This is a genomic window from Arthrobacter sp. 001422645, from assembly GCF_059816125.1.
Map to the genome: position 1 here is coordinate 21,261 of NZ_JCBANT010000016.1, position 17,889 is coordinate 39,149.

Sequence of the window (17,889 nt, forward strand, 5' to 3'; positions counted from 1 at the left end):
ACGGAATCACTGCCGCGAAATGCGCACTCGGCGGACGAGGGAGCGGAAGGCTTACGACGCCGGCCGAGTCCAGCGGTATTCGTTCTCCGGCCGGCCCGGTGTGCCGTAACGTGCCGTCCGGGAGACCGTGCCGGCGTCGGCGAGGTATTCCAGGTAGCGCCGGGCGGTGACCCGGGACATGCCGAGTGCGTCCATGACCTCGCTCGCTGACACGGCCCCGGACTGCTGCTTCATGAAGTCCTGCACCGAGTCCAGCGTTGACGCGGCCAGGCCCTTGGGCAGCGGCAGCTCGGAAGGCGCCCGCAGGCTCGCAAAGGCCTGGTCCACGTCGCTCTGCGACGCGCCGGGACCGGCGTGTCCGGCGGCGGGGGAGGTCAGCTGCTCGCGGAAGTGACGGTAGCTGGCGAGCTTGTCCGCGAACGTGGCGAAGGTGAACGGCTTGATCAGGTACTGGACCACCCCGGTGGCCACCGCGCTGCGGACTATATTCAGTTCCCGGACGGCTGTGATGGCGATGATGTCGGCGAACAATCCGGCGGCGCGCATCCGCCGCGCGATGTCCAGCCCATGCAGGTCCGGCAGGTTCATGTCCAGCAGCACCAGCTCCACGGGGGTGCCCGCCGCTGCGAAGTCCGTCATCAGCCGGAGCGCGGACTGTCCGTCCGGGGCCGAACCGGCCAGCGTGAATCCCTCCAGCCGGCCGATGTAGGCGGCGTGGGCTGCCGCGGCGATGGGCTCGTCTTCGACGACGAGTACACGGATGTCGCTCATTGCTGTCCCTCGGTGGTCAGTGATGTCGCCGTTGATGCCGCCGGCGACGTTGGCAGCGTGACCCGGAACAGCGCCCCGGCCGGGCTTGTGATTGTCATGGTACCGCCGAGCCGCTGCACCGCCTGGCGGACCATCGCCAGCCCCAGGCCCCGCCCGAACGGTCCCGGAGACTTGGTGCTGAAGCCGTGCCGGAAGATGTCGTCCACAGCCTGCGGATCGATCCCGGGGCCGCTGTCCTCCACCGTGATCTCCAAGGCGCCGGGGGAGGCCTCCACCGTGAGCTCCACGAGTCTTGGCGCGGGTGCCTCGGCCGCGGCGTCGATGGCGTTGTCCAGGAGGTTGCCCAGGATGGCCACAAGGTCCTGCACCGCCAGCCCGGTCACTGGAGTGGGCCCATGCCCGTTCCCGCCGGTGTTGAGGGTCAACTCGACGCCCCGCTCGTGGGCCTCGGCGGCCTTGCCCATGATGAGGGCTCCCAGCACAGGCTCCTCGATGGAACTCACCAGGTCATCGGTCAGCCGCTGGCTGAGCTCAAGGTCCTGGGTGACGAAGTCCAAGGCTTCCGTGCCCCGTCCCAGCTCCATCAGGGAGACGATCGTATGCAGCCGGTTGGCGTGTTCGTGGGTCTGGGCGCGCAGGGCATCGGAGAGCGTGCGCATGGTCTCCAGCTCGCTGCCGAGGGACTCGATCTCCGTGCGGTCGCGGATCGTGGCGACGGTTCCGTAGACGGCCGCGCCGGTGCGTCCGGCGGCGGAGCCGGGCCCGACGGCGGGTCCCTGGTTCACCACGAGGATCCGCGAGCCGGTCAGGTGGATCTCGTCGAGCGCGGTCCGGCCCGATTCGAATAGTTCCCTGAGGCTGGGGGCCAGCGGGAGGTCAGCGAGCGACGGCGCCTCCTGCCGGCCGCCGTCGGCCGCTGTACCGTCGCCGCCGGCAGCCGCATCTCCGGGGTTTGACGTGCGGGGAGCGAGGCCCAGCAGTTCGGCGGCCTGGTCGTTGTACATCACCACCTTGCCCTTGGGATCTATCAGAATGACGCCTTCGCGGACCGAGTGAAGGACAGATTCGTAGTACGCGAAGAGCTGGGCGAGCTGCTCCGGGCCCCAGCCCCGGGTGACCTGCCGGAGGTACCGTCCCAGCAGCCAGGACGCCGCCGATCCGCCCGCGAGCAGGGCCAGCCCGATCGCGAGCAGCGCCGGCAGCCTGCCGGAGACGGCGATGTCCACGGTGCGGACGGTTACCCCGGCCGCGACGAGGGCCCGCACCGTGCCGTCCGCGTCCTTGACCGGGGCAATGGTGCGGACGGAGGGGCCGAGGGTGCCAGCCGTGATTTCGGTGAAGACCTGGCCGTTCAGGGCGGCGTCGATGGAGCCGATATAGGGCTTGCCGAGTTCCTCGTTCTTCGGGTGGGTCCACCGGGTGCGGTCCGGCGCCATGATCGTGATGAAGTCAGCGTCCGCGTCCGCCATGACCTTGAGGGCGTAGGGCTGCAGGAGGGGCGTGGGATCCGCGGCGCCTGCCGCGTCCAGCACGAGGGGGTTGTCCGCCATGGTGGTCGCGACGGCGGCCATCCGCCGGCCGGCCTCGTCATAGGCCTGGTCGCGGGCATCAACGAACGTGGCCGTGCCGACGACGGCCGTCAGTGCCAGCATAAACAGCAGATGGGCAACAAACAGCCGTCGGGCGATGCTCCAGCGGTGGATCATCAACACCTTCCATGACCAATATGAACGCAAGGGTGATGCGCGTCACTCCATCACCAATGATGGTGGAACACGCAGAACGGACGCGACGGGCCCACAGCCTGGGCCGCACCGACTTCCAGCCTATCCAAGGAGAACACCATGGCCTCTCAACGAGGAGAGTCAGCGGCACTGGCCGCGACGCCGGTCAAGAAGCGCAAGGGGCTCGACAAGTCCCATTATCTGTACATCGCGGTCATCGCCGCCGTCATCCTCGGGGCCCTGGTGGGGCTGCTCTTCCCCGAGTTCGCCAAATCCCTGAAGCCCCTCGGTGACGGGTTCATCAAACTCATCAAGATGATGATCGGCCCGGTCATCTTCTGCACCATCGTGCTGGGCATCGGTTCGATCGCCAAGGCGGCCACCGTCGGCAAGGTCGGCGGTCTGGCGCTGGGCTACTTCATGGTCATGTCCACCTTCGCGCTGGCCATCGGCCTCGTGGTCGGCAACCTGATCCACCCGGGCGAGGGCCTCAAGCTGGCCCCCTACGATCCGAACAAGAAGGCCGCCACTGACAGCACCGTCGACTTCCTGCTGGGCATCATCCCCGGCGACATCCCGGTTCTGCCGACCCTTCTCGCCGCGCTGCTGGTGGGCTTCGCCCTCCAGCAGATGGGGTCGCAGGGCGCCCCGATCCTCAAGGCCGTCGGCTACGGCCAGGCCCTCGTCTTCCGCATCCTGGTCATGATCATGTGGCTGGCCCCGGTCGGAGCCTTCGGCGCGATCGCCGCCGTCGTCGGCGCCACCGGCATGCAGGCCATTCTCAGCATGGCCACCCTGATGGGCGCGTTCTACATCACCTGCGCCCTGTTCATCGTGGTGATCCTCGGCGGCCTGCTCAAGGTCGTCGCCGGCGTCAACATCTTCCGGCTGATGAAGTACCTCGGCCGCGAGTACCTGCTGATCTTCTCCACCTCATCCTCCGAAGCCGCCCTGCCGCGCCTGATTGCGAAGATGGAACACCTGGGCGTGTCCAAACCGGTTGTCGGCGTCACGGTCCCCACCGGCTACTCCTTCAACCTCGACGGCACCGCCATCTACCTGACCATGGCATCCCTGTTCGTGGCCAACGCCATGGGCACCCCGCTGGACCTCGGCGCCCAGGTCTCCCTCCTGATCTTCATGATCATTGCCTCCAAGGGGGCTGCCGGTGTCACCGGCGCCGGGCTGGCCACCCTGGCTGCCGGACTCCAGGCCCATAAGCCGGAACTGCTCGGCGGCGTCGGCATGATCGTCGGAATCGACCGCTTTATGTCCGAGGCCCGCGCCCTGACCAACTTCACCGGCAACGCCGTCGCCACCGTGCTGATCGGCACGTGGGTCAAGGAAATCGACGGCGGACGCGTAGAGCGGGTCCTCGCCGGCGGCGAACCCTTCGACGAGCAGACGATGATCGCCGGACACGGTGTGCACGATGCGGCCCCGGAAGCTACCACCGAGCCGGCCCGCCCGGTTCTGGCTAACGCCTGATACGCAGCACGACCCCACAAAACCGCCCGGACGCCCCCAAGGGTCCGGGCGGTTTTTCGTGCCCGGACTGGAACCTTCGACTTCTACCAGAAGGTTGAGGCTCAAATATTGGCCGCTGTCAAGGTCCGCGGAATACCGTGTCGGGCGCTGTAACCTTGGGAGGAATAAGATCGGCGCTGGACGTCCAGCACAGATCAAAAAGCATGATGATCACGCAGGCAGCAACACCAAGCAGGCAGAGACATCACGCAGGCAGCAATACCAGGCACGACCATCACCGTCATCGAAAGTGTGGATAGATACGTGAGCAGCGAACAGGGTTCAGCAACTCTGGAAGGCACCGAACTCGATCTGGAAGACGCCGTCATGGGCCCCACCGGGCGCCCTCAACGCGACTTTCCGGAGCCCGCGCCGCTGTCATCCCACGGCCCCGCGCGGGTCATCGCCATGGTCAACCAGAAGGGCGGAGTGGGTAAAACCACCTCCACCATCAACCTGGCTGCCGCGCTGGCCGAATACGGCCGCCGCGTGCTCCTTGTCGACTTCGACCCGCAGGGCGCCCTCTCCGCCGGCCTCGGCATCAACCCCCACGAACTGGACCTCACGGTCTACAACGTCCTGATGGACCGCAAGGTGGACATCCGCGACGCCATTCACAAGACCGGCGTCGAGAACGTGGACCTGCTTCCGGCCAACATCGACCTGTCGGCCGCGGAAGTCCAGCTCGTCAACGAGGTTGCCCGCGAGCAGGTGCTGGACCGTGCCCTCAAGAAGGTCGAGGACGATTACGACGTCGTCCTGATCGACTGCCAGCCCTCCCTCGGCCTGCTCACCGTCAACGCGCTGACCGCCGCCCACGGCGTCATCATCCCGCTCATCTGCGAGTTCTTCGCCCTGCGCGCCGTCGCGCTGCTGGTGGAGACCATCGACAAGGTCCAGGACCGGCTGAACCCCCGGCTCCAGGTCGACGGCGTCCTGGCCACCATGTATGACGCCCGCACCCTGCACAGCCGCGAGGTGATCTCGCGCCTGGTGGAGGCCTTCGGCGATAAGGTCTTCGAGACCGTGATCAAGCGGTCCATCAAGTTCGCCGATGCCACCGTCGCGGCCGAGCCCATCACCAGCTACGCCGGCAACCATATCGGCGCCGACGCCTACCGCAACCTGGCCAAAGAGCTCATTTCGCGCGGCGGCGCGCCCTAGTCAGGGCTGTGGCAGGGGCGGAAGCTCCGACGGCGGACGTCTCGCCGCCGGACGCGAAGAGCGGCGCGGTGAGCAACCCGGCGGCAGACACAGGGCAGCTGGAGGCGTCCGCCGGGAAGAAACCTGGGTTCGAGGTCCGGCTTGCCAACTTCACCGGTCCCTTCGACCTCCTGCTCGGCCTGATTTCCAAGCACCAGCTGGACATCACCGAGGTGGCACTGTCCACCGTCACCGACGAATTCATCAAGTACATCAAGGGTCTGCAGAAACTGGGCGAGGAGTGGGCCCTTGATGAGGCCAGCGAATTCCTGGTCATTGCCGCCACCTTGCTGGACCTCAAGGCAGCACGGCTGTTGCCCGCCGGCGAGGTTGAGGACGAGGAAGACATCGCCCTGCTGGAGGCCCGTGACCTGCTGTTCGCCCGGCTCCTGCAGTACAAGGCGTTCAAGCACGTGGCGGGCATGATGGGGTCCACCCTCGAGCTTGAGGCCGCCCGGTATCCCCGGCAGGTCGCGCTGGAAGGACACTTCGCGGCACTTCTGCCGGAACTGCTGTGGCGGCACACCCCGCAGCAGTTCGCAGCCCTCGCCGAGGCCGCCCTCAAACCCAAGGAAGCCGCACCCACCGAGGTCGGCCTCGCCCACCTGCACGGCACCCCCGTCAGCGTCAAGGAACAGGCCGAACTGCTGGGGCGCCGGCTGCAGCATGCCGGCCCGCTGACCTTCCGGGCGCTGATCGCCGACGCCGAATCCACGCTCGTTGTCGTGGCACGCTTCCTGGCGCTGCTGGAGCTGTTCCGGGACAAGGCAGTGGCCTTTGAACAGTTGCTCCCGCTGGGGGACCTGACGGTCCGCTGGACCGCCGACGGCGAAGCCTGGAGCAGCGCGAACCTGAGTGAAGAATATGAGGAGCAGCCGTGAACGAAGCACCCGACACCGGTCCCGACACCGGCCTGCCCGACGTCGGCAGCTTGCCCGGCGGCGCCCGGGCAGCCCTCGAGGCCGTCCTGATGGTGATCGACCAGCCGGCGACGGCGGCCGAGCTCGCCTCCGGCCTGAACCTGACCGTCGACGTCGTCGAGGACCTGCTCGCGGAACTGCAGCGGGAGTATAACGGCTATACTGTTAATGCCCCGGATGTGGACGATGCCAGTTTCGCTATCAATACTGCTGGTTTCCGTGCCGCCCCCCGGGGTTTTGAATTGCGGAATATCGCCGGAGGCTGGCGGATCTATTCACGCGCGGAGTTCGCCGACATCGTCGGCGGGTTCGTGCTGGAGGGACAGACAGCCAGGCTGACGCAGGCGGCGCTCGAAACGCTCGCCGTCATCGCTTACCGCCAGCCTGTATCAAGGGCGCGGGTGTCTGCAATTCGAGGAGTCAACGTTGACTCTGTCGTGCGGACGCTGACGCAGCGGGGGCTGATCGAGGATTCAGGAAATGATCCTGAATCCGGGGCCATCCTGTACCGCACGACGTCGTATTTCCTGGAAAGAATGGGAATCGGCTCGGTGGCGGAACTACCGCAACTTTCCCCCCATCTTCCGGGGCTGGAAGGCATCGAAGAGTTCTACGACGCAGGAAGAATGTAGACAGTATTGGTGCAGGCACAACTGCCTGCGCACGAGTATCCACCGGGGCGCTGTTTGCCCCAGCCGGCGGGTGCTGTCGGGAGACAGCGGCCGTGGACAACAAACGAAGGACGGGTCATGACACAGGCGGGACGCCAGGGTTCACCACGTAACAGTTCGGGACGCAACAGTGCCGGACAAAGCAGCGCCGGACAAAGCAGAGGTCAGGGCTCCGGCCGCGGCGCACAGGGCGGCGCAGGCCGCAGCGGCGCAGCCGACTACAAGGGCGGCTCCGGCCGCCCACAGGGCGGAAGCCGCAGCGGGGGAGCAGGCTACAAGGGCGGCAGCGACCGCCCCTTCAAGCACCCCAAGCCCCGCGAAGAGGCCTTCATCGATCCGGACCTGCAGGGACCCGACGGTGCGCCGTCGGCAAGGCCGTCGACAAGCCGCCCCGCCTCCGGGGACTGGAAGTCCAAGGCGCCCTCCGGCAAGGACGCGGCCCGCAAGGCTGCCGCCCGCAAGCCCGGCTTCGGCAAGGCCCCCGGCACGCCCGGGGCCCTCAAGCCCAAGCCGCGCATCGGCGCCGGAGCGGCCAAGGCCACCGGTTCCCGCGCCTTCGGCAGCGAACGCTTCGGGCAGAGCCTCGGGCCCGTGCGCAAGCCGGCCCGCAAGCGCGGACCCCGCGCCGAGGTGCCGCAGTCTGAACTGCATGACCAGGACGGCATCCGCCTCCAGAAGGTCATGGCATCGGCCGGCGTCGCCTCACGGCGTGTCTGCGAAGAAATGATCGCCGAGGGCCGGGTTGAGGTCGACGGCCAGGTGGTCACCGAGCTCGGTGTCCGCGTCGACCCGAAGTCGGCCGTGATCCACGTCGACGGCCTCCGCATCCAGCTGGACGAGAACATGGTCTACATGGTGTTCAACAAGCCCAAGGGCGTTGTCTCCACCATGGAAGACCCGGACGGCCGCCCGTGCATCAGCGACTTCGTCCGCAACAGCCATGGCGAACGCCTGTTCCACGTCGGACGCCTTGACGTCGCCACCGAGGGACTGCTGCTGCTGACCAACGACGGCGAACTCGCCAACCGCCTGACGCACCCGTCCTACGAAGTGCCCAAGACCTACCTCGTGCAGGTCCGCGGGCCCTTCCCGCAGGGTATCGGTGCCGAGCTGAAGGCCGGCGTCGAACTCGAGGACGGCATCGCTTCGGTGGACTCCTTCAAGCTCGTTGACTCCACCCCGGGCCACGTGCTGATCGAGGTGGTGCTGCACTCGGGCAAGAACCGGATCGTCCGCCGCCTGTTCGACGCCGTCGGTTTCCCGGTGCTTCGCCTGGTCCGCGTGAAGGTCGGGCCCATCGGCCTGGGCGACCAGCGCCAGGGCAGCATCCGCAACCTCGGCAAGCAGGAAGTCGGCCACCTGCTGGCATCCGTAGGGCTGTAGGCATGTCCGCCTTTCGCACCCACGGCCGCGGCCACCTCAACGGCCCGGTCGTGGTCGTGGGGACCGGGCTCCTTGGCACCAGCATCGGACTGGGCCTGCGGGGCCGCGGAGTGGCAGTCTTCCTCTCCGACCCTTCGCCCACCAACCAGGCGGTCGCCGTCGACATCGGCGCCGGCCTGCCTTTGGCGCGCCTTGACGGCGAGCAGCCGGAACTCGTGGTGGTCGCCGCACCGCCGGATGTCACCGCCGATGTTGTGGAACGCGCCCTCAAGGACTACCCCGAGGCCACGGTCGTGGACATCGCCAGCGTCAAGGCCGGCATCCAGGCCGAGCTCCGCACCCGCGGCGCCGACCTCAGCCGGTACGTGGGCACCCACCCGATGGCGGGCCGTGAAAAGTCGGGTCCCGTCGCCGCCCGCGGTGAACTGTTCACCTCGATGCCGTGGGTACTGTGCCCCTCGGAAGAGACCCTTCCGCAGGCCCTCAAGGCAGCGCACGCGCTGGCCGGGGACCTCGGCGCCGTCGTCTCCGAGTTCGGGGCCGAGGAACACGACGAGGCGGTGGCGCTCGTCTCGCACGTGCCCCAGGTGGTGTCCTCCCTCGTGGCCAGCCGGCTGCAGGGCACACCCCTGCACGCGCTGTCCCTCGCCGGCAACGGACTGCGGGACGTCACCCGGATCGCGGCGAGCGACCCCACCCTGTGGGTGCAGATCCTCGGCGCGAACGCGGACAAGGTGGTGGATATCCTGCACGGGGTCCGCGAAGACCTCAACCGGCTCATCGGCACGCTCGAGAACCCGACGGCGCCCGGCGCCCGGCTCGACCTCGCGCAACTGATCAGCGAAGGCAACGCCGGGCAGTCCCGCATCCCGGGCAAGCACGGCGGACCGCCGCAGGCGTACTCCTGGCTGACTGTCCTGGTGGACGACACGCCCGGACAGATCGCCAGGCTCCTGACGGAGATCGGCGAGATCGGCGTCAACCTCGAGGACCTCAGGCTGGACCACTCCTCGGGACAGAACGTGGGCATGGTGGAAATCTCCGTGCTGCCCAACAAGCACGAAATGTTAATCGAAGCCCTCAATGACCGCGGATGGCGGGTACTCCAGTAATGACCCAGGAACTTATTGAAAGCGTGGACATTCTCCGTCCCGGAAAAAGCCTTGTCGTCGCAATCGACGGGCCGTCCGGATCGGGCAAGTCCAGCGTCAGCAAAGAGGTGGCACGCCGGCTCAAGCTGGCCTACCTCGACACCGGTGCCATGTACCGCGCCCTGACCTGGTTCTGCCTGGACAGCGGCACGGACCTGGACGACGGCGCCGCGGTGGAGGCAGCCGCCGAGAACCTCCCGCTGGAAATCAGCACGAGCCCGCTGGAGGAATACGTCCGGGTGGGCGGCACCGACGTCACCCTCGCGATCCGGGAGCCGTCGATATCCGCCGCCGTCAGCGCCGTCGCCACCACCCTCGGCGCCCGCACCGAACTGATCCGCCGGCAGCGCGAGCTGATCGAAAAGCACCACCGCCGCATGGTGGTCGAAGGACGGGACATCACCACCGTCGTCGCGCCCCATGCCGAAGTACGGATGCTGCTCACCGCGAGCGAGGAGGCGCGGCTGCGCCGCCGGGGCATCCAGCTCGGCGGCAGCCAGAGCGCCGAACAGCTCGCCGCACAGGTAACCCAGCGCGACGCGAAGGACTCGACCGTGGTGAACTTCACCCGGGCCGCCGACGGCGTGGTCACGCTGGACTCCTCGGAGCTCGATTTCGCCGAGACCGTCGACGCCGCGCTCAGCATCGTCGACGGCATCGTCAACCACCAGGCCCTCAACCGTGACTGACGCCGGGCAGCGGCCGGACATGTCTCCTGCCGGGACTTCCGCCGCCGCGGTGCCGGCCCGCTGGACCACCCTCTGGAGCCGGCCCGTGGGCTGGGCCCTGAACCACGTCCTGTACCGGACCTCGGTCACCGGCCGCTCGAACGTTCCGGCGACCGGTCCGGTGATCTTCGCCGGAAACCACATCAGCTTCCTGGACGGACCGGTGATGTTCGGGGCGTCCCCGCGGGCCATGCACATCCTGGTCAAGAAGGAGATGTTCAGCGGTTTCCTCGGCCGGGTGCTCCAGGCCTCCGGTCAGCTGGCCGTGGACCGCACGGGCGACCGGGCGGCCCTCCTGACGGCTAAGAGCGTGCTGGACGCCGGCCGGTGCATCGGCATCCTTCCCGAAGGGACGCGGGGGAGCGGCGAAGCCTCCGCCATCAACAACGGGGTCGCCTGGCTCGCGCTGAACTCCGGTGCGACCGTGGTCCCCGTGGCCATCCTTGGTACCCGGACCGGCGGCGAACACCTCGACGCCGTTCCGCGGCTGCGCCGGCGTTTGCACGTCAGCTTCGGCGGAGCCCTCAACGTCAGCCGCAGGCCCGGTGAGACCGGGCGTGTTTCAATGGACAGGGCCGGAACCGAGATCCGCGCCGCGCTGGCCCGCCATGTCCAGGACTCGATCCAAAGAACCGGGCAGCCTCTGCCCGACGCGGATTCCCCGCAAGAACGTCATGAAGCAGCAGCCGGGACGCCGGCAGATCACCCCATAAGGAAAGTGCAATGAGCGATACGACTCAAACCTCCGGCCCCTTTGGCGCCGGCGAAGACGAATACACGCCCACCGGCACGGACCAGGTGGCCGAACACCTTGCCGCCCTGGACGATGAGGAAGCCGAGGTCCGCGCGGCCTCCCTCCGGGCCGGCCTGGACGACTACGAGCTGGATGAAGACGACGCCGCGCTCCTGAGCGGCGAATACGACGACGAGGATTTCGACGGCCCGGTCAAGCTTGACCCGGTCCTGGCGATCATCGGCCGGCCCAACGTGGGCAAGTCCACCCTGGTGAACCGTATCCTCGGCCGCCGCGAAGCCGTGGTGGAAGACACCCCCGGCGTCACGCGTGACCGCGTGATGTACTCGGCGACGTGGAACGGCCGGAACTTCACCGTGGTCGACACCGGCGGCTGGGAGCACGATGCCCGCGGCATCCACGCCCGTGTTGCCGAACAGGCCGAGATGGCCGTGGAACTCGCCGACGCCGTGCTGTTCGTCGTCGACTCCGCCGTCGGCGCCACGGCCACGGACGAAGCCGTCGTCAAGATGCTCCGCCGGTCCAAGAAGCCGGTCATCATGGTGGCCAACAAGGTGGACGACTTCGCGCAGGAAGCCGACTCGGCAACCCTCTGGGGCCTCGGTTTCGGCGAGCCGTACCCGGTTTCGGCTTTGCACGGCCGCGGCGTCGCCGACCTCCTGGACCACGTGATGGACACGCTGCCCGAGTTCTCCACCATCGAAGGCCTGGAGCGTTCCGGCGGTCCGCGCCGGATCGCCCTGATCGGGCGTCCGAACGTCGGCAAGTCCTCGCTGCTGAACAAGCTGGCCGGTTCCGAGCGCGTTGTTGTGGACAACACCGCCGGCACCACCCGCGACCCGGTGGATGAGTTCATCGAACTCGGCGGCCGCACCTGGCGTTTCGTGGATACCGCCGGTATCCGCCGCCGCCAGCACATGGCGCAGGGCGCGGACTTCTACGCCTCGCTGCGGACGCAGAGCGCCCTCGAAAAGGCCGAGGTCGCCGTCGTCCTCCTCGCGGTGGACGAGGTGCTCAGCGAGCAGGACGTCCGCATCCTGCAGCTGGCCATCGAATCCGGCCGTGCCCTGGTTCTGGCGTTCAACAAGTGGGACCTGCTGGACGACGAGCGCCGCACCTACCTGGAACGTGAAATCGAGCAGGACCTGGCCCACGTGGCGTGGGCGCCGCGCGTCAACATCTCGGCGCTGACCGGCTGGCACAAGGACAGGCTGGTCCCTGCCCTGGACACCGCCCTGGAGAGCTGGGACAAGCGCATCCCCACCGGCCGGCTCAACGCCTTCCTGGGCGAACTCGTCGCGGCGCACCCGCACCCGGTCCGCGGCGGCAAGCAGCCCCGCATCCTCTTCGGCACCCAGGCCTCCAGCCGTCCGCCGAAGTTCGTGCTCTTCACCACCGGATTCCTGGACCCGGGCTACCGCCGCTTCATCACCCGCCGGCTCCGCGAAACCTTCGGATTCGAGGGCACGCCCATCGAGGTCAACATGCGTGTGCGGGAAAAGCGCGGCAAGAAGCGCTAATTCCGGACCGCCCGCCGAGGGAAAAAGTTCCCGTGACGGGCCAAAAGTGTCACGGGCACCCTCCGGGATCGTGTAAGCTTTTCAAGGTGGTTCGGCCGGACTGCTCAGATGAAATCTTCTGGATATTCAGAGGATGGAATCGGGAGCGGAGAACGGCGGAACCAGCGGGCTGTAGCGCAGCTTGGTAGCGCACTTGACTGGGGGTCAAGGGGTCGCAGGTTCAAATCCTGTCAGCCCGACCAACAGAAAGTACCCCGTCATTCCCGATCAGGGAGTGGCGGGGTTTTCTGCGTCCCCGGCCCGGTTCCCAGCAAGGGCCCGGGCCGACACAAAGGGCGGCGACGCCTATTTCAGGAAACGCGACGTCCGGCGGTCGGCCAGGATTTTGCCCTGCGTCTGGCAGCCGGGACAGTACTGCAGGGCCGTATCGGCGAACGACACCTCGCGGACGGTGTCGCCGCACACCGGGCACGCTTCACCGGCCCGGCCGTGGACCCGCATGTGGCTCCGCTTCGTGTCCTTGAGTTCAGCGGGCGGCTTTCCGGCGGCTTCCCGGAGGGCCGTACCGAGAACGCTGTGGATGGCGTCGTAGAGCCGCTTGACCGCTTCGCCGTCCAGGGACTTCGCCACGGCGAAGGGCGACATCCCGGCCGCATGCAGGATCTCGTCGCTGTAGGCGTTGCCGATGCCCGCCATTACACTTTGGCTCCGCAGCACACCCTTGATCTGGTGCGGACTGGCCGCGAGGATGCCCGCTAAGGTGTCGGCGTCGAACCCTTCACTGAACGGATCGGGCCCGAGGGCGGCGATTCCGGGAACGTCGGAGGGATCCCGGACCACATACACCGCCAGGCTCTTCTTCGTTCCGGCCTCGGTCAGATCGACGCCGAGCGGGCCGGAGCCGCCGGCAAATGACAGCCGCGCCGCGATGTAGCCCTTGCCGGGCTTCAGCGGGGTGTCGGTGGGCGCGTCGGTGAAGCGGACCCAGCCGGCCCGCGCCAGGTGGAAGACAAAGAACAGCCCCTCGGCATCCAGACTGACGAACTTACCGAAGCGGCGCACGCCGGTTACCGTCCGCCCCTCCAGTGCGGAGAAGGGCGGATCAGCGGTTTTCAGCACGGCGAAAGATACGATCTGGACCTTTGTGACGAGGGCGCCCCGCAGGTGCCCGTCCAGAAAGTCCGCGAGGGCCGCCACTTCCGGAAGCTCTGGCATTGCCTAGCCGATTTCGGTGTTTTCGGTCATCGCTTCATGATGCCAGAGTCCTCCCCGGGCCCGCCCGGATATGCCTATACTTTCACCGGCGGACAGTTCAGCTGACCGCCGAAGACAATGGTGATTGACCCGATGAAAGGCCCGTCATGAGCATCATTCCCGAAGAGCTGTCCTATACCGCAGAACACGAGTGGGTTTCCGCTCCGAACGCCGACGGTGTGGTGCGCGTGGGTATCACTGATTTTGCCCAGGACGCGCTGGGAGACGTCGTTTATGCACAGATGCCGGAGGCCGGCACCGCCATCAAGGCAAACGACGTCATCGGCGAGGTCGAGTCCACCAAGAGCGTCAGCGACATCTACGCTCCGGTCTCCGGTGAAGTGGTGGCCCGGAACGAGGCCCTGGACACCGATTCCGCCCTGATCAACTCGGATCCCTACGGTGAGGGCTGGCTGATGGAAATCAAGCTGGCGGAGGCCGACGCGATCGAGTCGCTCCTCAGTGCATCGGAGTACGAACAACAGGTAGGCTAAAGCTAAAGGCCATTCGGGCCGGGGCGTTGGGACAACCGTTGGGAAACCAGTCGAACGACGCCCCGCCGGAGGGCTGTATCCCGGATTTGCGAGGCATTTCCGGACGGCATGCGTTGTTTGCAGGGGGGACACCTGCAGCGAATGGAGGAATCAATGTTTGGGCACGAACACAACAACACCGGTGACGGCTATGGCACGGGTGGAGTGAAGGCTTCGGAGACCACGTCGATCAACCTCACCCCGGTCCGCGATGAACCCACCATCGCCCCGAAACTCTCGGCTGAGGAGCGGTCCGCCGTTGAGGCGCTGCCATATGGCTCCGCCCTGCTCGTGGCGCACAGCGGACCCAACACGGGCGCGCGTTTCCTGCTGGACTCGGACGTCACGACGGCGGGCCGGCACCCGGATGCCGACATCTTCCTCGACGACGTCACGGTTTCCCGCCGGCACGTCGAGTTCCGCCGCACGGCGCGCAGCTTCGAAGTGGTGGACACCGGAAGCCTGAACGGCACCTACGTGAACCACGACCGCGTCGACAGCGTGGAGCTGAAGTCCGGCAACGAAGTGCAGATCGGGAAGTTCCGTCTCACCTTCTACCTGAGCCCTGCCCGCGCAGCAGGCAACGTCTGATTCCGGGGTAGCTGCCTGTGGCCATGGCACAAGCTGAACGGCGCGGACCCCAGGTTCTGAACATCGGGGAAGTCCTGGCTCAACTGAGCGACGATTTCCCCAGCATGACGGCGTCAAAAATCCGGTTCCTCGAGGAAAAGGGGCTGATCAATCCCCAGCGGACCCCTGCCGGGTACCGGCAGTACGCCGAGAACGACGTCGAGCGGCTGCGCTTCGTCCTGTCGCTCCAGCGGGACCAGTACCTGCCGCTGAAGGTTATCAAGGACTATCTCGATGCGATCGACCGCGGGGAACGCCCCGAGAACCTGCCCCCCGGTGTCACGGTCTCGCCGCGGATTGTCTCCGAGGAACTGGCTTCCGAACTGCAGAACCGGGTCCGCCGGCTCAGCGAGGAACAGCTCCGGGCGGAGTCCGGGGCGAGCGTTCCGCTGGTTGAATCGCTCCTGAGCTTCGGCCTGATCGGGCATGTCAACGGCAAATTCGATGAGAACGCCCTCCAGGTGGCCCGCGCCTGCGTGCAGCTGGAGAATCACGGCCTGGAACCGCGGCACCTGCGGCCGTTCCAGGCGGCCGCCGAGCGGGAATTCGGACTCGTGGAGCGCGCGGTGGCCACCCTGACCTCCCGCAAGGACGCCGCCTCCCATGCCCGGGCCGCCGAGGCCGCCCGGGAGATCAGCGAATTGTGCCTGACGCTGCACCGCGCGCTGGTTCAGGACCGCATCTCGAGGATGGACATCTGATGATTGAGGTGGAAATTGTAGGCGTGCGGATCGAACTGCCGTCGAACCAGCCGCTCGTCCTGCTCAAGGAGATCCACGGGGAGCGGCACGTGCCGATCTGGATCGGCACGCCCGAGGCCAGCGCGATCGCCTTGGCCCAGCAAGGGGTGGTGCCGCCGCGCCCAATGACCCACGACCTGCTGATCGACGTCGTCGAATCGCTTGGCCACAACATCGTCAGCGTGAATATCGTGGCCGTGGAAGACAACATCTTCTACGGGCAGCTCCAGTTCGAGAACGGGACCACCGTCAGCTCCCGCGCCTCGGACGCCCTGGCTCTCGCCCTCCGCGCCAAGTGCCGGATCTGGTGCGCCGATGCCGTGATGGAAGAGGCCGGAGTCCGGATCACCGAACACGACGAGGGTGAAGACACCCACCCGGGACCCGCCGTCGACGAAGAGGGGGAGCTGCGCAGGTTCCGCGAGTTCCTCGACGACGTCGAGCCTGAAGACTTCGCCGGTTGAGCGGGCCGGTGCCACATCAAGGTTAAAGTCGAGGATGAAAGTTTCGACACGCCCCGGCAATACCCCGAACGTCTTTGACCTTGGGCCCCGGCAGGCCTAACGTCAGAAGTACAAGTTCCCATTGCATGCAACAGCCGCTCAGGTCACACTGGAAGGTGCAGCCTCGGCAGAATTACACGGATGAATTTTATCCACCTGTGGTTCGTTTTAGCTAGGCATAACCGGTTGTTGGTGCATTGTCCGCAGGGGAGCCATGACAAGGAGGATCCACGTGAGTCCGAAAGGCGAAGCAGGCGAGCTGAAGCAGCCCTCGACGGCTGGTGTAGCCGTGCCCGCAAGCGGTGCCCAGGGCCTGCTGTTCACCGAGGATCTCCCTGTCCTGGACGAGGACGCGGGCTACCGCGGTCCCACCGCCTGCAAAGCGGCTGGCATCACGTACCGCCAGCTGGACTACTGGGCGCGTACCGGTCTGGTGGAGCCCGCCGTCCGCGGCGCTGCCGGCTCAGGCTCCCAGCGACTCTACGGTTTCCGCGACATCCTCGTTCTCAAGGTGGTCAAGCGCCTCCTCGATACCGGCGTCTCCCTGCAGCAGATCCGCACCGCCGTCGAGCACCTCAGGGAGCGCGGCGTGGAGGACCTTGCCCAGATCACCCTCATGAGCGACGGCGCCAGCGTGTACGAGTGCACCTCGGCGGACGAAGTCATCGACCTTGTCCAGGGCGGACAGGGTGTCTTCGGCATCGCCGTCGGCCGTGTCTGGCGCGAAGTGGAAGGCAGCCTCGCGGCCCTTCCCAGCGAGCACGCCAGCGACCAGTCGTTTCCCGACGACGAACTCAGCAAGCGCCGGGCCGCCCGCAAGATCGGCTAGGCTGCAGCTGCCCTAGTTCCACCAACGGCGAAGGCCGCCTTCCCCAGGGAAGGCGGCCTTCGCCGTTTAAACGTTGCGGGCCCCGTTAGGCACCTTTTGTCGCCGCCGGGGTGGGTGCGTCCGCCTAGTGGTGGACACGCTCCCGGACCGGGGCGCCGGTTTGCCGGCGGTCCGTGTCCAGCACGTTCGCCAGCAGGGCGTCGAACAGGGCGGCGGCGTTCTTGGCCGATTCCCCCGGCCAGTGGTGGATGGAGTGTGCGGCGCCCTGGATCTGCTGCCAGTTGGCCTGCTCCGGGATGTGCGGGGAAAGCAGCAGCCCGCCGAACATGGCCTCCATCTCTGAAAGCCGGAAGGTGTGCTCCGCGGAGCCGCTGCGCACCCGGTTGGCGACAATCCCCGCAGGGGAGAGGTTCGGGGCGAATTCCTGGCGGAACAGCTGGATGGCGCGCATGGTGCGCTCCGTGCCCGCGACCGAGAACAGCCCTGGCTCGGCCACCAGCGTGACTTTGTCGCTGGCGGACCAGGCCATCCTGGTGAGCCCGTTCAGGGAGGGCGGGCAATCCACGAGGACCAGCTCATAGTTCTGCGCGCCGGCCAGCACAGTGGAGAGCCGGCGCAGGTCGCGGCGGCCCAGGTCGGGGCGGTCATAGATGCCCGTGTAGGCGGAGCCGACGGCCACATCCAGGACGGGCGCGGCGGAGCCGGCGGGGACGACGCCGTTGGCGTGGGCCCGATCCACCCAGCCGCTGGGGACCACGTTCTCGGCCAGGCGTGCCCGCCGGGGAGCCTTGAGCATCCGGCCGATATCCTGCTGGTCACCCGGCCGGACGCCGAGGGCCGTGCTGGCATCCGCGTGCGGATCAAGGTCGACGACAAGGGTGGGGATGCCGGCGGCCAATGCCGCGGACGCCAATCCGGTGGTCACCGATGTCTTGCCGACACCGCCTTTGAGGCTGCTGATGCTGACTACTTGCACTTGAAAAACCAATACCTAACGCCGGTTGCCGGGACGGGGTCCTGCCGGCTCCTGCGTTCTCCGGAGCCGGGG

Annotated in this window: 18 protein-coding genes and 1 tRNA gene; 15 read left to right on the forward strand and 4 right to left on the reverse strand. The window is 67.1% G+C overall.

Annotated elements, in window-relative coordinates:
* Nucleotides 1-51: 51 nt before the first annotated feature.
* Both AC6EUH_RS15250 and AC6EUH_RS15255 read right to left on the reverse strand, forming a co-directional pair.
* Nucleotides 52-771 carry a response regulator gene (locus tag AC6EUH_RS15250; RefSeq protein WP_056431110.1) on the reverse strand — a complete coding sequence of 240 codons (720 nt, stop codon included), beginning with the start codon at nt 769-771 and terminating at the stop codon, nt 52-54.
* On the reverse strand, nt 768-2,477 hold the full coding sequence (locus AC6EUH_RS15255; protein ID WP_499739181.1) for a sensor histidine kinase: 1,710 nt from the start codon (nt 2,475-2,477) through the stop codon (nt 768-770). Before AC6EUH_RS15255 ends, AC6EUH_RS15250 begins: the two co-directional genes overlap by 4 nt.
* Nucleotides 2,478-2,615: 138 nt before the next feature.
* On the opposite strand from AC6EUH_RS15255, the gene AC6EUH_RS15260 reads away from it, so the two are divergent.
* The 10 genes from AC6EUH_RS15260 to AC6EUH_RS15305 all read left to right on the forward strand — a co-directional run bounded on the left by AC6EUH_RS15260 (nt 2,616) and on the right by AC6EUH_RS15305 (nt 12,594).
* Nucleotides 2,616-3,983: a cation:dicarboxylate symporter family transporter gene (locus AC6EUH_RS15260; protein ID WP_056431115.1), complete on the forward strand. Its 1,368-nt coding sequence runs from the start codon at nt 2,616-2,618 to the stop codon at nt 3,981-3,983.
* 303 nt (nt 3,984-4,286) lie between these two features.
* Nucleotides 4,287-5,186, forward strand: a complete 900-nt coding sequence (locus AC6EUH_RS15265) for a ParA family protein (protein WP_056431118.1) — start codon at nt 4,287-4,289, stop codon at nt 5,184-5,186.
* An 8-nt stretch (nt 5,187-5,194) separates the two neighbouring features.
* Nucleotides 5,195-6,106, forward strand: coding sequence for a segregation and condensation protein A (locus AC6EUH_RS15270; protein WP_499739182.1), 912 nt, complete (start codon nt 5,195-5,197; stop codon nt 6,104-6,106).
* A gap of 89 nt (nt 6,107-6,195) precedes the next feature.
* A complete protein-coding gene (gene scpB / locus AC6EUH_RS15275) occupies nt 6,196-6,777 on the forward strand; it encodes an SMC-Scp complex subunit ScpB (RefSeq protein ID WP_499739217.1) in 582 nt (193 codons plus the stop codon).
* A 117-nt stretch (nt 6,778-6,894) separates the two neighbouring features.
* Nucleotides 6,895-8,199, forward strand: a complete 1,305-nt coding sequence (locus AC6EUH_RS15280) for a pseudouridine synthase (RefSeq protein WP_056431126.1) — start codon at nt 6,895-6,897, stop codon at nt 8,197-8,199.
* Between the two features lie 2 nt (nt 8,200-8,201).
* Nucleotides 8,202-9,311 carry a prephenate dehydrogenase gene (locus tag AC6EUH_RS15285; protein WP_499739183.1) on the forward strand — a complete coding sequence of 370 codons (1,110 nt, stop codon included), beginning with the start codon at nt 8,202-8,204 and terminating at the stop codon, nt 9,309-9,311.
* The gene (cmk, locus tag AC6EUH_RS15290) at nt 9,311-10,039 is read left to right on the forward strand and encodes a (d)CMP kinase (protein WP_056431132.1); all 729 of its coding nucleotides are present in this window, start codon (nt 9,311-9,313) and stop codon (nt 10,037-10,039) included. The genes AC6EUH_RS15285 and cmk overlap by 1 nt, the downstream gene beginning before the upstream one ends.
* Nucleotides 10,040-10,124: 85 nt before the next feature.
* Nucleotides 10,125-10,805 (forward strand): lysophospholipid acyltransferase family protein, encoded by a 681-nt coding sequence (locus AC6EUH_RS15295; protein WP_499739218.1) that lies wholly within the window; start codon nt 10,125-10,127, stop codon nt 10,803-10,805.
* On the forward strand, nt 10,802-12,352 hold the full coding sequence (der, locus tag AC6EUH_RS15300; RefSeq protein WP_056431135.1) for a ribosome biogenesis GTPase Der: 1,551 nt from the start codon (nt 10,802-10,804) through the stop codon (nt 12,350-12,352). The genes AC6EUH_RS15295 and der overlap by 4 nt, the downstream gene beginning before the upstream one ends.
* Before the next feature lie 165 nt (nt 12,353-12,517).
* Nucleotides 12,518-12,594 (forward strand) — tRNA-Pro (locus tag AC6EUH_RS15305).
* Between the two features lie 103 nt (nt 12,595-12,697).
* On the opposite strand, the gene AC6EUH_RS15310 is transcribed toward AC6EUH_RS15305, so the two are convergent.
* Nucleotides 12,698-13,567, reverse strand: coding sequence for an Fpg/Nei family DNA glycosylase (locus AC6EUH_RS15310; protein WP_499739184.1), 870 nt, complete (start codon nt 13,565-13,567; stop codon nt 12,698-12,700).
* Nucleotides 13,568-13,713: 146 nt separating this feature from the next.
* On the opposite strand from AC6EUH_RS15310, the gene gcvH reads away from it, so the two are divergent.
* The 5 genes from gcvH (at nt 13,714) to AC6EUH_RS15335 (ending at nt 16,841) form a co-directional block, all read left to right on the forward strand.
* Nucleotides 13,714-14,100 (forward strand): glycine cleavage system protein GcvH, encoded by a 387-nt coding sequence (gene gcvH / locus AC6EUH_RS15315; protein ID WP_056431139.1) that lies wholly within the window; start codon nt 13,714-13,716, stop codon nt 14,098-14,100.
* 153 nt (nt 14,101-14,253) lie between these two features.
* On the forward strand, nt 14,254-14,730 hold the full coding sequence (locus tag AC6EUH_RS15320) for an FHA domain-containing protein (protein ID WP_056431144.1): 477 nt from the start codon (nt 14,254-14,256) through the stop codon (nt 14,728-14,730).
* A 23-nt stretch (nt 14,731-14,753) separates the two neighbouring features.
* A complete protein-coding gene (gene ftsR, locus AC6EUH_RS15325) occupies nt 14,754-15,470 on the forward strand; it encodes a transcriptional regulator FtsR (RefSeq protein ID WP_499739185.1) in 717 nt (238 codons plus the stop codon).
* Nucleotides 15,470-15,973 (forward strand): bifunctional nuclease family protein, encoded by a 504-nt coding sequence (locus tag AC6EUH_RS15330; protein WP_056431150.1) that lies wholly within the window; start codon nt 15,470-15,472, stop codon nt 15,971-15,973. Before ftsR ends, AC6EUH_RS15330 begins: the two co-directional genes overlap by 1 nt.
* 271 nt (nt 15,974-16,244) lie before the next feature.
* On the forward strand, nt 16,245-16,841 hold the full coding sequence (locus tag AC6EUH_RS15335) for a MerR family transcriptional regulator (RefSeq protein WP_056431152.1): 597 nt from the start codon (nt 16,245-16,247) through the stop codon (nt 16,839-16,841).
* A 124-nt stretch (nt 16,842-16,965) separates the two neighbouring features.
* Here AC6EUH_RS15335 and AC6EUH_RS15340 read toward each other — a convergent pair whose 3' ends face one another.
* Complete coding sequence (locus AC6EUH_RS15340) at nt 16,966-17,817, reverse strand: ParA family protein (RefSeq protein WP_499739186.1); 852 nt, start codon at nt 17,815-17,817, stop codon at nt 16,966-16,968.
* Between the last annotated feature and the right edge of the window lie 72 nt (nt 17,818-17,889).